The following is a 13,545-nucleotide window of genomic DNA, read 5'->3' as shown; positions in this document are numbered from 1 at the left end:
ACGATGACGATGGCCGACAAGATCAACCGCGTGGTGCTCGCCTATTCGGGCGGCCTCGACACCAGCGTGATCCTGAAATGGCTCCAGCAGGAATATCAGTGCGAGGTGGTGACCTTCACCGCCGATCTCGGCCAAGGCGAGGAGCTCGAGCCCGCGCGCCAGAAGGCGCTCAATGCCGGGGTCAAGCCCGAGCATATCTTCATCGACGACCTCAAGGAGGAGTTCGTCCGCGACTTCGTCTTCCCGATGATGCGCGCCAACGCACTGTACGAGGGCGTCTATCTGCTCGGCACCTCGATCGCGCGCCCGCTGATTTCCAAGCGGCTGATCGAGATCGCGCACGAGGTGAATGCCGATGCGGTGAGCCATGGTGCGACCGGCAAGGGCAACGACCAGGTCCGCTTCGAGCTGTCGGCCTATGCGCTCAACCCCGACATCAAGGTGATCGCGCCGTGGCGCGAATGGGACCTGACCAGCCGCACCAAGCTGATCGAGTTCGCCGAGGCGCACCAGATCCAGGTCGCCAAGGACAAGCGCGGCGAGGCGCCCTTCTCGACCGACGCGAACCTCCTCCACACCTCGTCCGAGGGCAAGGTGCTCGAGGATCCGTGGGAGGAAGTGCCCGATTACGTCTATTCGCGCACGGTCAATCCCGAGGACGCGCCCGACGCGCCCGAATATATCACGATCGATTTCGAGAAGGGCGACGGCATTGCGCTGAACGGCGAGGCGATGTCGCCCGCGACCTTGCTGGCGGCGCTCAACGAGCTCGGCCGCAAGCACGGCATCGGCCGGCTCGACCTGGTCGAGAACCGCTTCGTCGGCATGAAGTCGCGCGGCATGTACGAGACGCCGGGCGGGACGATCTATCACGTCGCGCATCGCGCCATCGAATCGATCACGCTCGACCGCGGCGCCGCGCATCTCAAGGACGAGCTGGCGCCGCGCTATGCCGAGCTGATCTACAACGGCTTCTGGTTCGCGCCCGAGCGCGAGATGCTGCAGGCGGCGATCGATTACTCGCAGGAGAAGGTCGCCGGCACCGTGCGCCTCAAGCTCTACAAGGGCAGCGCAAGCGTGGTCGGCCGCAAGTCGCCCTATTCGCTCTACAGCGAGAAGGTGGTGACCTTCGAGGACGACCAGGGCGCCTACGACCAGCGCGACGCGGCGGGCTTCATCAAGCTCAACGCGCTGCGGCTGCGGCTGCTGGGCCGCCGCGAGGGCTAGCGCCGCGGCTGGTCGAGCAGGCCGGCGAAGAAGGCGGTGACCGCGGTCTGCACGCCGAGGCAGCAGAGCAGCATCGACGGGATCGTCACGCGCATCAGCGCGGCGGGGTCCATGTCGCCGAAGCCGGCGCTCGCCCAGGCCAGGGTCGCGGCGATCGCGCCGCCGATGCCGGTGACCAGCATCGCGCCGCCGGCGATGCAGGCGCGCTCGACGCTGAACCAGTTGCGGATGCGGCGCATCAGGCCGCTTTCGGGCCACATGCCCGCGATCACGCCATAGCGTCGGGCGAGCACCGACAGGCCGACGAGCTGCGAGCCGATCAGCACCGCCATCGCGGCGAAGATCATCGTGTGCACGCCGAGCTCGACCTCGCCGAGGCGGACGTCGCCGGGGATCAGCCCGATCACGCCGACGAGCCCCGCCAGCGCCAGCGCCAGACCGGGGTAGAGGAACAGGAAGCGCGGCGCGTAGATCAGCAGGAAGCGCAGGTGGCGCCAGCCGTCGCGCCAGGTGCGCAGGTGCGGCGGGCGGCTGCGGCCGTCGGGCTTGAGCGTGGTCGGCACCTCGCGGATGTCGAGCTTGGCGATCGCGGCCTTGACCACCATCTCGCTCGCGAACTCCATCCCCGGCGCGGTGAGGCCGAGCGCGCGGATGCGGTCGCGGCGGAACGCGCGCAGGCCGCAATGGAAATCGCCGATCGGCGTGCCGAAAAAGGTGCGGCCGAGGAAGCTCAGCACTGGGTTGCCGAGATATTTGTGCAGCGGGGGCATCGCGCCTTCCGCGATCCCGCCCTGGAAGCGGTTGCCCATCACCAGCTCGCCGCCCGCGCGCAGCGATTCGAGAAAGGGCATCAGCGCGCCGAAATCATAGCTGTCGTCGGCGTCGCCCATCGCGACGTAGCGGCCCTGCGCCGCCTCGATCCCGCCGATCAGCGCCGCGCCATAGCCGCGCGCCGGCACGTGCACGATCCGCGCCCCGAGCGCGTTGGCGATCTGTTGCGACCCGTCGGTCGAGCCATTGTCGGCGACGATCACCTCGCCGGCGATGTTGTATTCCTCGAGGAACGCCTTGGCCTTGCGGATGCAGAGCGCCAGCGTCTCCGCCTCGTTGAGGCAGGGCATGACGATCGACAGCTCGACCGGCTCCGGCGTGGCGGCGGGCGGCGGCGGGGCAGCGGCGTGCTTGGCGGCGAGGTTCATGCCCCACTGCCTATCGGCGAGTTGCCAAAAGAGGGTTAACCATTGCCCGTTATTCCGGCCTCAGCGCCGGGGGGAAGCTGCCCTAGACCGGCTATGGCCTGGCAGGAGCGCCGATGCGCATCGGAACGAGTGACGATCCCCTTCATCGAACGGCCGCTCGCCGCCGGGATGCGATCGTCGCGCTGCTGCTCGCACTGTTCCTGAGCCTGTGCTGGACGATCAACGACTGGCCGCAGGTCGGGCAGCTCAATTTGCCCGACAACGACGACATGATGCGGCTCGCCCAGGTGCGCGACCTGGTGGCGGGGCAGGCGTTCAACGACTGGACCCAGTATCGGCTGGCGCCGCCCGAGGGCGCGCCGATGCACTGGTCGCGGATCAACGATGTCGGCATCGCCGCGATCATCCTCGCCGCGCGGCCGTTCCTGGGCGCGCACGGCGCCGAGCTGCTGGCGGTGATCCTCTATCCGGCGCTGCTGTTCGCCGCCTATCTCTTCCTCTCGGGCCGGATCGCGCGGCGGCTGGGCGGCGCGTCCGCGGCATTGGTCGCGATCGTCGTCGCGGCGCTCGCCTATCCCGCCAATTCGCTGTTCCTGCCCGGCCGGATCGACCACCACGCATTGCAGATCGTACTGATCCTCGGCGCGGTCCTCGCGCTGATGCGCCGTCCCACGCCGGCGAACGGCGTGGGGGCCGGAATCTGCATCGCGTTCAGCCTCGGCATCGGGCTCGAGACCGCGCCCTATGTCGCCGCGGTGATCGCGGTGCTGTGCGGGCAATGGATCTGGCGCGGGGAGGCCGAGCGCAACCGGCTGATCGCGGCGGGCGCGGCGACGGGCGGCGTGACCTTGCTCCTGCTGCTGTTCGCGCGGCCGACCTATTGGACGGCGGAATGGTGCGACGCCTTCACCCCCGCCTCGTCGAGCGCGACGCTGGCGGCGGCGGGGGCGTGGATCGCGCTCGGGTTCCTCTCGCCGAAGCTGCCGGGCTGGAAGACACGGCTGGGACTTGCCGGCGCGGCGGGAGCCGCCGTGCTCGCCTTCGCCCTGCTTCGCTATCCCGTCTGCCTGACTGGCCCCTATGGCCCGATGGACCCGTTCGTGCGCAGCGCCTTCATGGACAACGTCGTCGAGGCGCAGGGGATGTTCGAGCATCGTTTCTTGAGCGTCGGCTTCCCCTCGGGCGGGCTGATGGCGGCGGCATTGCTCGTCGCCGGCTGGTTCCTCGCCACGCGCCCCCTGCGGCGCCGGGCGGCGCTGCCGCTGGTCGCGGTGCTGGCGGTCAGCGCGGCAGTGACCCTGTTCCAGGTGCGTGGCGCCTATCTCGGCAGCGCGGTCGCGGCGCCACTGCTCGCGCAGCTGATCCTGGCCGCCCGCCAGGCGCCGCGCTGGCGCGGCCTCGCAGTGGCGGGCGCGTGGCTCGCCTCGGCCGGGATGGTCTATCTGATCGTGCCCGAACGGATCGACCGGATGCTGGCGCCGCAGATCCGCGCGTCGTTCCTGGTCCATCGCGGCTGCAACGCGGGCGACGTCTGGCAACAGCTCGATCGCTATCCCGCGGGAACGGTGATGGCGCCGATGGACCGCGCCGCGTACATCATCGGCAGCACTCACCACGGTTCCGTCGCGGCCGGCTATCACCGCAACAATCGCGGCAACCGGGCGATGTACGATTTCTTCCTGGCCGATCCGGATGAGGCGCGGCGGATCGGCGCGCGATGGGGGACCGACTATGTCGCGATCTGCCCGCGCGATTTCGTCGAGCTCGACTTGGCCAACGCCTATCCCGACAGCCTCGCCGCACGCCTGATCCGGGGCGACAGGCCGGCCTGGCTGGAGCCGTTGCCGCTGCGCGACACCGGGCTCAAATTCTACCGCGTTCGCTGATTCTCCAGTCCGATCCGGCCTGCAATACGGCGGACCGCATGCCAATCCGCTTGCCGCCGGGGCGCAGGCCGCAGTAAGTGCGCCCGATGCAAGGGGGCCTGGATACGCCGCGCTGGTGGCAGACGCGCTGGTTCGTGCTGTTCGCGGCGATCGCCGCGGCGGTGCCGTTGCTGTGGCCGGATATCCCGCCGATGGTCGACCTGCCCGGCCACATGGCGCGCTATCGCGTCCAGCTCTCCCATGGCGATGTGCCGTGGCTCAACGACTGGTACCGGTTCGAGTGGAGCCTGATCGGCAATCTCGGGCTCGACCTGCTGATCATCCCGCTGGAGCCGATCTTCGGGCTCGAACTGGCGGTCAAGCTGATCATCATCACCATTCCGGTGCTCACCGTCACCGGCCTGCTGTGGATCGCTCGCGAGGTGCATGGGCGGATTCCCGCCACCGCCTTGTTCGCGCTGCCGCTCGCCTACAACTACGCCTTCCATTTCGGCTTCGCGAACTTCTCGCTGTCGATGGCGCTCGCGCTCAACGCCTTCGCGCTGTGGCTGCGGCTCGCGCGGCTGGGCAGGATCCGGCTGCGCGCGATCCTGTTCGTGCCAATCGGCCTGATCATCTGGGTGACCCACACCTTCGGCTGGGGCACGCTCGGCGTGCTGTGCTTCGCCGCCGAGCTGATCCGTCAGCACGACAAGCGCGGGCCGCGCACCGGCCCGTGGCACGCCGATTTCGTGCGGCGCTGGGTGGTGCCGTGGATCTGGGCGGGGATCCATTGCCTCGTCCTCGCGCCGCCGGCGCTGCTGATGCTGGCGTGGCGCACCGGCGGGCACGTCGGCGGCCAGACCGGCGACTGGTTCAACTGGCGCGCCAAGACCTGGTGGATGCTGATGGTGCTGCGCGACCGCTGGCAGCTGTTCGACATCGCCTGCCTCGGCGTGCTCTACCTGATCCTGTTCAAGGGCGTGCGCGATCCCAATGTCGGCTATTCGCGCCACCTCGGCATCTCCGCGCTGTTCCTGATCGCGGTGTTCATCCTGCTGCCGCGCATCGTGTTCGGCTCGGCCTATGCCGATATGCGCCTCGCCCCCTATATGCTCGCGATCGCGGTGATCGCGCTCCGGCCCAAGCCGGGCATGACGATGCGCGGGGCGAACGTGCTCGCGGTCGCGGGCCTCGCCTTCTTCCTCGTCCGCATGGGCGCCACGACGTGGAGCTACGTGCTCTACGACAGGGCCTATGACCGCGAGCTCAAGGCGCTCGAGCACGTTCCGGTCGGCGCCAAGCTGCTGAGCTTCGTCGGCGAGACCTGCTACAACGAATGGACGATGACGCGCCTGCAGCACCTGCCGGGCATGGCGATGGTGCGGCGGCTCGCCTATACCAACGACCAGTGGTCGATGGCCGGCGGGCAGCTGCTGACGGTGCGCTACAAGCAGGCGCGGGGCTTCAGCCACGATCCTTCGCAGATCGTCACCGACACCAAATGCCCGCGCGAATGGTGGCGGCCGGTGGCGGTGAGCCTGGCCCGGTTTCCGCGCCATGCCTATGATTATCTCTGGGTGATCAGCCCGCCGCCCTATGACAAGCGGCTCGAGGCGGGGCTGATCCCGGTCTGGCGCGACGGCAACAGCGTGCTGTTCAAGATCGATCACGGCACCCCCGCGGCGGTGCTCAACCCGATCGATCTCGGGCCCTATCACAGCCAGATCGAGAAGGTCCGCGACTTCCTCAGACGCGACAAGGAAAAGCAGCTGGAGGCCTGGGAGCGGGCGCAGAAGAAGGTCTAGCCGCGGCGGAAGGGCGTCAGCTCGCCGAGGAATTCCTGCTCGTGCGCCACCGCGGCGCGCTCGCGTTCGAGATAGTCGGCGACGGCGCGGCGGAAGTTCGGATCGGGCAGATAATGCGCCGACCAGGTGGTGACGGGCACATAGCCGCGCGCGAGCTTGTGCTCGCCCTGCGCGCCGGCCTCGACGCGCGGCAGGCCGCGCATGATCGCGGCCTCGATCGCCTGATAATAGCAAAGCTCGAAATGGAGGAAGGGCACGTCCTCCGTGCAGCCCCAGTAGCGGCCATAGAGCGCATCGCCGCCGATCAGATTGAGCGCGCCGGCGATCGGGCGTCCGTCGCGCTCGGCGAACATCAGCAGCAGCCTGTCGCCGATCGCTTCGCCCAGCATCGAGAAGAAGACGCGAGTGAGATAGGGGCGGCCCCATTTGCGGGCGCCGGTGTCCTGGTAGAAGGTCCAGAAGGCGTCCCAATGCGCCTCGGTGATCTCCTTGCCGGTCAGGTGGCGGAAGGTCAGGCCTTCCCGGGCACGCTCGCGCTCCTTGCGGATCGCCTTGCGCTTGCGCGAGGCGAGCGCGGCGAGGAAGTCGTCGAAGCGCGCATATCCGTCATTGTGCCAATGGAACTGCGTGCCGGCGCGGATCAGCCAATCCGCCTCCTCGAACAGCGGCAGCTGCGCTTCGTCGAGAAAAGTGACGTGCGCGGACGACAGGCGATGCTGGTCGGCCACCGCCTCGATCCCCGCGATCAGCGCCGGGGCCAGCGCCGGATCGCGCAGGAGCAGGCGCGGGCCGGGGACGGGGGTGAAGGGCACCGCGACCTGGAGCTTGGGATAATAGCGCCCGCCCGCGCGCTCCCAGGCTTCGGCCCAGCCATGGTCGAAGACATACTCGCCCTGGCTGTGCGACTTGGCATAGGTAGGAGCGATCGCGGCGGGGGTGCCGCATGGCCCGTGGATCACGATCGGCAGCGGCTGCCAGCCGGTCTCCGCCGTCGCCGAGCCCGAGCGTTCGAGCGCAGACAGGAAGGCATGCGACACGAACGGGTTCGCATCGCCCGCGCAGGCGTCCCAATGCGCCGCCGGGATCGACGCGACTCCTTCGGCGATGCGGGCGGTAACGGGCGCGGACACATGCCCTATTTAGGCGTATCGGGCGCGAGTTGAACCGCCCGGCCGTCATCGGCGGGCCAGCTTTTCACCATGATCTCGCGCCGCGGCATCGGAATCTCGATGCCGTTGGCCTTGAACAAGTCCCACAGGCGGTTGAGCACGTCGCTCTTCACATTGCCCACGCCGCCCTCGGGATCGCTGATCCAGGCGAGGATCTCGTGCTCCACGGCATAGTCGCCGAAGCTGGTGAGCCAGACATTGGGCTTGGGGCTGGTGAGCACGCGCGGGCTGTCCACCGCGGCCTGAAGCATGAGTTTCTGCGCGAGCTTGAGGTCGGTCTCATAGCCGACCCCGACGGGAATGCGGACGCGCACGTTGCGGTCGGAGAAGGACCAGTTCTCGACCTCCTGAGTCATCAGATTCTCGTTGGGAATCAGATGCTCCTTGCCGTCGCGCGTGATCACGCTGACCGCGCGCACGCCGATCTTGTTGACCCAGCCGAAGCTGTCGCCGACCACGATCACGTCGCCCGGCTTGATCGAGCGGTCCATCAGCAGGATGATCCCCGCGATCAGATTGCCGATCGTCTTCTGCAGGCCGAAGCCGACCGCGAGGCCGAACGCGCCCGAGAACACCGCGAAGCTCGTCAGGTCGATCCCGAGCAGGTCGATGCCGAAGAAGAAGGCGACGACCACGACGACGATGCTCGCGATCTTCTGGAACAGCAGCTTCTGCGCCGGATCGAAGCCGCGCGCCTGTCCGATCGAATGGCCGATCACGCGGTTGGCGAGGCGCGCCCCGGCATAGAGCGCCACGGCGGTGACCAGGACGGTGACGAGCGCGAGCAGCGAGAGGCGGCGCGAGCCGATATCGACACCGATCCGGTCGAGCGTGGTGGTGATGACGTTGAATCCGCCGATCGCGTGACTGAGGATGGCGACGAACACCACCAAGGCGGTGATCCAGGCGATCCAGCGCGGGGTGTGGAGGCCGCGCAGGAAGGCCAGCGTGAACATCCCCGTTGCGGCGCCGAGCGCGATGCCGAGCAGCAGCGCGGCGAACCCGCCCCAGGGCGCGGCATTGGCGAGGATCGCGAGCAGCAGCGCGGCGCCGCCATGCCGCACGATAATGTGCATGCGATGCGCGAGGCCCTCGACATGCGAGCCGACATGCCGTTGCCAGAGGTCAGCGAACGTCGGGCCGAGCTTGCGGCCCGCCAGCCAGCCGGCGGCGAGCGCGAGGATGGCGAGGCCGCCGGCGAACGCGCCCTCGATCAGCTCGGCACGAGTTCGGCACCTGGATCCCGATCGCGGCGAGCCAGTGGGCGAGCGCGGGCGGGATCAGCGCCGCCTCGGTCATTGCGCCGCCCGGAAGCGGTCGAGCCCGGCAGCGAGATCGGCGATGAGGTCGGCCGGGTCCTCGAGGCCGATCTGGAGCCGGACCGCGGGACCCTCCGCCTGCCACGGCACCACGGTGCGGATGCGTTCGGGGTCGACCGGGATCGCGAGGCTCTCGAACCCGCCCCAGCTGTAACCGATGCCGAACAGCTCGAGCCCGTCGATCAGCGCCGCCCGCGCCGCCTCGTTCCCGCCGCGCAGGATGAAGGTGAACAGGCCGGCCGCTCCCTTGAAGTCGCGCGCGAAATATTCGTGGCCCGGGCAGGAGGGCAGGGCGGGGTGGAGCACGCGCGCCACCTCGGGCCGCGTCTCCAGCCAGCGCGCCACTTCCAGCGCCACCTCGCCATGATGTTTCAAGCGCAGCGCCATCGTGCGCAACCCACGCGAGCCCAGCCAGGCGTCGTCGGGGCTGGCGGTCTGGCCAAGCTGGAAGCTGGTGGCGCGGAGCTGGTGCCAATGGTCGGGCGTCGCGGTGACCGATCCCAGCATCACGTCCGAATGGCCGGCGACATACTTGGTGCAGGCGAGGATCGAGAGATCGATGCCCTTCTCGATCGCCGGGAACAGCAATGGCGTCGCCCAGGTGTTGTCGAGCAGGGTGACGACCCCGCGCGCCTTGGCCGCGGCGACGATCGCGGGCACGTCCTGCACCTCGAAGGTCAGGCTGCCGGGCGTCTCCATGAAGATCGCGCGGGTCTTGTCGCCGATCAGCTCGGCGATGCCGCCGCCGATCATCGGATCGTAGAAGCGCGTGGTGACCCCAAAACGCTTGAGGAACCCCGTCGCGAAGCTGCGCGTCGGATCATAGACGCTGTCGGCGAGCAGCAGCTCGTCGCCGGGCGAGAGGACCGAGAGCAAAGCGGCGGAGACCGCGGCGACGCCCGAGGGGTAGAGGAAGGTCGCCGCCGCGCCGGGCTCGAGCTCGGTCAGCGCATCGGCCAGGCTCCACTGAGTCGGGGTGCCGCGGCGGCCGTAGAACAGGCGGTGATGCGTGTCGCGGCCGGCATTGGCGCGCAGCTCGGCGACATTGTCGTAGAGGATGGTCGAGGCGCGCCATACCGGCGGGTTGACGATGCCCTGGGTCCACTCCTTGCGCCGCCCGGCGCCGACGACGCGGGTGCCGTCCCCCTTCCTGCTGTCCGAACCGCTCACGCCGCCCCCGTCGCCTTGGGGGTGGCCGGGTCGGCGCCCCATTCGGTCCAGCTGCCGTCGTAGAGCGCGGCGGGATGCCCGAGCAGGTGGAGCGCGAAGGCTGGGACCGCCGCGGTGATGCCCGATCCGCAGGTGGTGACCACCGGCCGCTCGACCTCGATCCCCTCCGCCTCGAACAAGGCGCGCAGCGTCGCGAGGTGCTTCCAGGTGCCGTCGGGGTTGAAGAACTCGCCCTGCGGGATGTTCGCGCTGCCGGGAATATGGCCGGGGACCACGCCGGGGCGGGGTTCGGGATCGCTGCCGTTGAAGCGCGAGGTCGAGCGGGCGTCGACGAGCTGCTCGGCGTGGCTGGCCAGAATGGCCTTCACCTGACCGATCGTGCGCACGCCGGTCGCATCGAACCGGGCGGTCAGCGTGCGGGGTACGGCCCTTACCGGCCCCTGCTCCAGGGCGCGTCCTTCGGCCTGCCATTTCGCCAGGCCGCCGTCGAGCAGCGACGCGGCGATCCCGAAGCTGCGGAACATCCACCACGCGCGCGCCGCGGTGTGGTGCGGGGAATCGTCGTAGAGCACGATGCGGTCGCCATCGCCGACGCCGAGCGCGCCGACCTGCGCGGCGAACTGCTCCGCCGTCGGCAGCATCGTTGGCAGCGGGCTCGTCCGGTCGGAGATCGCGCTGATGTCGAAGAAGGCCGCGCCGGGAATGTGTCCGGCCTCGAACTCGGCGGCAGCGTTGCGTCCGTCCGCAGGGAGGAACCAAGTGGCGTCGAGAGTACGGAGATCGGGGGCGTGAAGCTCGCCCGCGAGCCATTCGGTGGTGACCAGCGCGTCCATTCCACCTTCGTAATCCCGGCCCGATGCCGCGTCGAGTTTCCAGATGGCTCGCGAGCCCCTAAATGGCGCGCATGACTCCCAAGCATCTCGGCCAGCAGAGCGCGCTTCCGGCATCCCCCGACGAGGCGGTGCTCGACTATGTCCCCAACCCGCGCGCGGGCAGCGATTACTGCGTGCGCTTCGCCGCGCCCGAATTCACCTCGCTCTGCCCGATCACCGGCGCACCCGATTTCGCGCACTTGGTGATCGACTATGTGCCGGGCGAGACGATCGTCGAATCCAAGTCGCTGAAGCTGTTCCTCGGCAGCTTCCGCAACCATGGCGCCTTCCATGAGGATTGCACCGTCGGCATCGGCCAGCGCCTGTTCGACGAGATGAAGCCCAAATGGCTGCGCATCGGCGGCTATTGGTACCCGCGCGGCGGCATTCCGATCGACGTGTTCTGGCAATCCGGCGCGCCGCCGGAGGGCGTTTGGATCCCGGCGCAGGATATTCCGGGCTACCGCGGACGCGGCTGAACGCCCGATTAATGCGGCTTATCGCCGAGTCGGGATGTTGCATCGCAGCATTAATGCAACCATATTGAAATCACGACGTTAGGGAGACCGAGGAGCGGCCACGCCGCTTTATCTATGTTATTCACGCGAAAGGAGTTTTGGGATGGCGCGAGGCGAGAACCTGCCAACTCGGATCGATCATATCGCGCTGATCGGCAACTTCCTTCCGCGCAAGTGCGGCATCGCGACCTATACCGCCGATACCTATGATGCGCTCAAGGCGCGCTTTCCCGAGATGCGAGTCGATGTGTGGGCGATGGACGATCATCCGGGCCGCTACACCTACCCCCCGCAGGTCACCGGATCGATCGCGCAGCATGAGCGGTCGGCCTATCTCGGCGCCGCGCGGATGATCGAGGCGTCGGGCGCGCAGGCGATCTGGGTCCAGCACGAATACGGCATCTATGGCGGCGCGGCGGGCGAGCACCTGATCGCGCTGCTCGAGCGCACGACGCTGCCGGTGATCGTGACGCTCCACACCGTGCTCGAAGCGCCGAGCGAAGACGAGCGCCGGGTGATGGACGCGCTGCTGCGCCGCGCCGGGCGGGTGATCGTGATGGCCGACAAGGGCCGGGAGATCCTGCGCCGAGTGCACGGCGTGGACGAGCGCAAGCTCGCGATGATCCCGCACGGCGTGCCCGACCGGCCGCTGGCCGATCCCGCGGCGTTCAAGGCGCGCTTCGGCTGGGAGGGGCGCCAGGTGATCCTGACCTTCGGCCTGCTCGCGCCGAGCAAGGGGATCGAGACACTGATCGCGGCGATGCCCGCGGTGGCCCAGCAGCATCCCGACGCACTCTACGTCGTGCTCGGCGCGACCCATCCCACGCTGGTCGAGCGCGAGGGCGAGGCCTATCGCGAGCGGCTGCAGGCGCTTGCCGCCAGCCTGGGCATCGAGCGCCACGTCGCGTTCGTCGACGCGTTCGTCGAGCAGGGCGAGCTGCTCGACTATCTCCAGGCCGCCGATATCTACGCGACGCCCTATCCGAACCCGGCGCAGATCACCTCGGGGACGCTTTCCTATGCGGTGAGCGTGGGCAAGCCGGTGGTCTCGACCCCCTATGTCCATGCGACCGAGATCCTCGACGACGATCACGGCGTGCTCGTGCCGTTCGGCGACAGCGGCGCGTTCGCCGAAGCGATCAATGCGCTGCTCGACGATGACGAGCGTCGCGAATCGCTCGCGCTGCGTGCCTATGCCCGCGGGCGCACGATGATCTGGCCGCGCCTCGCCGAAGCGGCGGTCGCGCAGATCGGGGCGGCGTTGCGCGAGCAGCCGAAGCGCCTCGCCGCCGTTGCGCCCGCACCCACGTTCGAGCCGCTCGCCCCCGATTTCCGCGCGATCGAGCGGATGAGCGACGCCACCGGCATGTTCCAGCATTCGATCTTTGCCGTGCCCGACCGGCGCCACGGCTATTGCATCGACGACAATGCGCGCGCGCTGATCCTGATGCACCGGATCGATCCGCTCGCCGAACATACGCGCGACCGCTGGACCAGCGTCTTCGCCGCGTTCGTGCAGTTCGCCTGGAATCCGGACAAGGGCCGCTTCCGCAACTTCATGACCTTCGACCGCAAATGGTGCGAGGACGCCGGGTCGGAGGATTCGAACGGGCGGACGCTTTGGGCGCTCGGCGTCACCGCGTCCGAGGCGCGCGACCCCAAATATCGCGACTGGGCGCGGGCGTTGTTCGCCGAGACCGCGGCGATGAGCTTCGAGTTCGGCAGCCCGCGCGCGCTCTCCTTCGCGATGCTGGGCGCCGCCGCGATGCTGGAGGCGCATCCGGGCCATAGCCTGTCGCACAGGATCCTCGACCGGTTCGGAGGGGAGCTGATGACCTTGCTCGACGAAGCGCGCCGGCCCGAATGGGAGTGGTTCGAGATCGTCCTGGCCTATGACAATGCCCGCATGCCCGAGGCGCTGATCCGCGCCGGCGCGGCGCTCGGCCGCAAGGATTTCCTCACCTGCGGGCTCAAGACGCTCGAGTGGATCGTGGCGCGGCAGACCGCGCCCGACGGCGGCTTCCGCGCGGTCGGCACCGACAGCTTCGGCCGCCCCTATGCCGACCCGCTGCCCTTCGACCAGCAGCCGCTGGAGGCGCAGGCGACGATCGATGCGTGCCTCGCCGCATTCCGCGCGACCGGGGCGCAGCGCTGGGCCGACGAGGCGATGCGCGCCTATCGCTGGTATCTCGGCCAGAACGACCTCGGTCTGCCGCTGGCGACGGCGCGCGACGGCGGCTGTTTCGACGGCCTGACACCGAGCGGCCTCAACCGCAACCAGGGCGCCGAATCGATCCTGGCGCTCCAACTGGCGAATTGTGCGATTTCGGCCCTTTCAAAACGCGCGGAAATCGTGGCAGGACCGCAACGAGCCGTCGCTTAATTGTAGCGCTCGACG

The 13,545-nt window shown here is 68.7% G+C and carries 10 protein-coding genes; 5 read left to right on the top strand and 5 right to left on the bottom strand.

The features are described 5' to 3' along the window. The first annotated feature begins 9 nt into the window (after nt 1-9). Nucleotides 10-1,227 (top strand): argininosuccinate synthase, encoded by a 1,218-nt coding sequence (locus ACO227_RS01510; RefSeq protein WP_343519768.1) that lies wholly within the window; start codon nt 10-12, stop codon nt 1,225-1,227. On the opposite strand, the gene ACO227_RS01505 is transcribed toward ACO227_RS01510, so the two are convergent. Further along, the gene (locus ACO227_RS01505; protein ID WP_423604703.1) at nt 1,224-2,426 is read right to left on the bottom strand and encodes a glycosyltransferase family 2 protein; all 1,203 of its coding nucleotides are present in this window, start codon (nt 2,424-2,426) and stop codon (nt 1,224-1,226) included. The two genes, ACO227_RS01510 and ACO227_RS01505, sit on opposite strands and share 4 nt — an antisense overlap. 113 nt (nt 2,427-2,539) lie before the next feature. Here ACO227_RS01505 and ACO227_RS01500 point away from each other — a divergent pair, with 113 nt between their 5' ends. Together ACO227_RS01500 and ACO227_RS01495 are read left to right on the top strand one after the other, a co-directional pair. Further along, nucleotides 2,540-4,312: a hypothetical protein gene (locus ACO227_RS01500; protein ID WP_423604701.1), complete on the top strand. Its 1,773-nt coding sequence runs from the start codon at nt 2,540-2,542 to the stop codon at nt 4,310-4,312. An 86-nt stretch (nt 4,313-4,398) separates the two neighbouring features. Next, a complete protein-coding gene (locus ACO227_RS01495) occupies nt 4,399-6,099 on the top strand; it encodes a hypothetical protein (RefSeq protein ID WP_423604700.1) in 1,701 nt (566 codons plus the stop codon). Here the strand turns inward: ACO227_RS01495 and ACO227_RS01490 are convergent. The 4 genes from ACO227_RS01490 to sseA all read right to left on the bottom strand — a co-directional run bounded on the left by ACO227_RS01490 (nt 6,096) and on the right by sseA (nt 10,590). Then, nucleotides 6,096-7,229 (bottom strand): GNAT family N-acetyltransferase, encoded by a 1,134-nt coding sequence (locus tag ACO227_RS01490; protein WP_423604698.1) that lies wholly within the window; start codon nt 7,227-7,229, stop codon nt 6,096-6,098. The genes ACO227_RS01495 and ACO227_RS01490 overlap by 4 nt on opposite strands. A 5-nt stretch (nt 7,230-7,234) precedes the next feature. Next, complete coding sequence (locus ACO227_RS01485; RefSeq protein ID WP_423604697.1) at nt 7,235-8,344, bottom strand: mechanosensitive ion channel family protein; 1,110 nt, start codon at nt 8,342-8,344, stop codon at nt 7,235-7,237. A gap of 219 nt (nt 8,345-8,563) precedes the next feature. Beyond that, the gene (metC, locus tag ACO227_RS01480) at nt 8,564-9,799 is read right to left on the bottom strand and encodes a cystathionine beta-lyase (RefSeq protein WP_423604696.1); all 1,236 of its coding nucleotides are present in this window, start codon (nt 9,797-9,799) and stop codon (nt 8,564-8,566) included. Next, entirely contained in the window at nt 9,754-10,590 is an 837-nt protein-coding gene (gene sseA, locus ACO227_RS01475) for a 3-mercaptopyruvate sulfurtransferase (protein WP_423604695.1), read from the bottom strand. The genes metC and sseA overlap by 46 nt, the downstream gene beginning before the upstream one ends. 71 nt (nt 10,591-10,661) lie before the next feature. Here sseA and queF point away from each other — a divergent pair, with 71 nt between their 5' ends. Then, nucleotides 10,662-11,108, top strand: a complete 447-nt coding sequence (queF, locus tag ACO227_RS01470) for a preQ(1) synthase (RefSeq protein ID WP_423607425.1) — start codon at nt 10,662-10,664, stop codon at nt 11,106-11,108. A gap of 142 nt (nt 11,109-11,250) precedes the next feature. Then, nucleotides 11,251-13,530: a glycosyltransferase gene (locus ACO227_RS01465; RefSeq protein WP_423604693.1), complete on the top strand. Its 2,280-nt coding sequence runs from the start codon at nt 11,251-11,253 to the stop codon at nt 13,528-13,530. Nucleotides 13,531-13,545: the final 15 nt, after the last annotated feature.

This window comes from Sphingomonas sp. MS122 (genome assembly GCF_049532975.1).
Classification (GTDB): domain Bacteria; phylum Pseudomonadota; class Alphaproteobacteria; order Sphingomonadales; family Sphingomonadaceae; genus Sphingomonas.
The sequence above is the reverse complement of the archived record's forward strand: the minus strand, read 5'-3'. Positions and strand labels throughout refer to the sequence as shown.

Coding starts and splice junctions, on each gene's coding strand:
- ACO227_RS01510 (WP_343519768.1), top strand. CDS start 10: ATGGCCGACAAGATCAACCGCGTGGTGCTCGCCTATTCGGGCGGCCTC.
- ACO227_RS01505 (WP_423604703.1), bottom strand. CDS start 2,426: ATGAACCTCGCCGCCAAGCACGCCGCTGCCCCGCCGCCGCCCGCCGCC.
- ACO227_RS01500 (WP_423604701.1), top strand. CDS start 2,540: ATGCGCATCGGAACGAGTGACGATCCCCTTCATCGAACGGCCGCTCGC.
- ACO227_RS01495 (WP_423604700.1), top strand. CDS start 4,399: ATGCAAGGGGGCCTGGATACGCCGCGCTGGTGGCAGACGCGCTGGTTC.
- ACO227_RS01485 (WP_423604697.1), bottom strand. CDS start 8,344: ATGCACATTATCGTGCGGCATGGCGGCGCCGCGCTGCTGCTCGCGATC.
- metC (WP_423604696.1), bottom strand. CDS start 9,799: ATGGGGCGCCGACCCGGCCACCCCCAAGGCGACGGGGGCGGCGTGAGC.
- sseA (WP_423604695.1), bottom strand. CDS start 10,590: ATGGACGCGCTGGTCACCACCGAATGGCTCGCGGGCGAGCTTCACGCC.
- queF (WP_423607425.1), top strand. CDS start 10,662: ATGACTCCCAAGCATCTCGGCCAGCAGAGCGCGCTTCCGGCATCCCCC.
- ACO227_RS01465 (WP_423604693.1), top strand. CDS start 11,251: ATGGCGCGAGGCGAGAACCTGCCAACTCGGATCGATCATATCGCGCTG.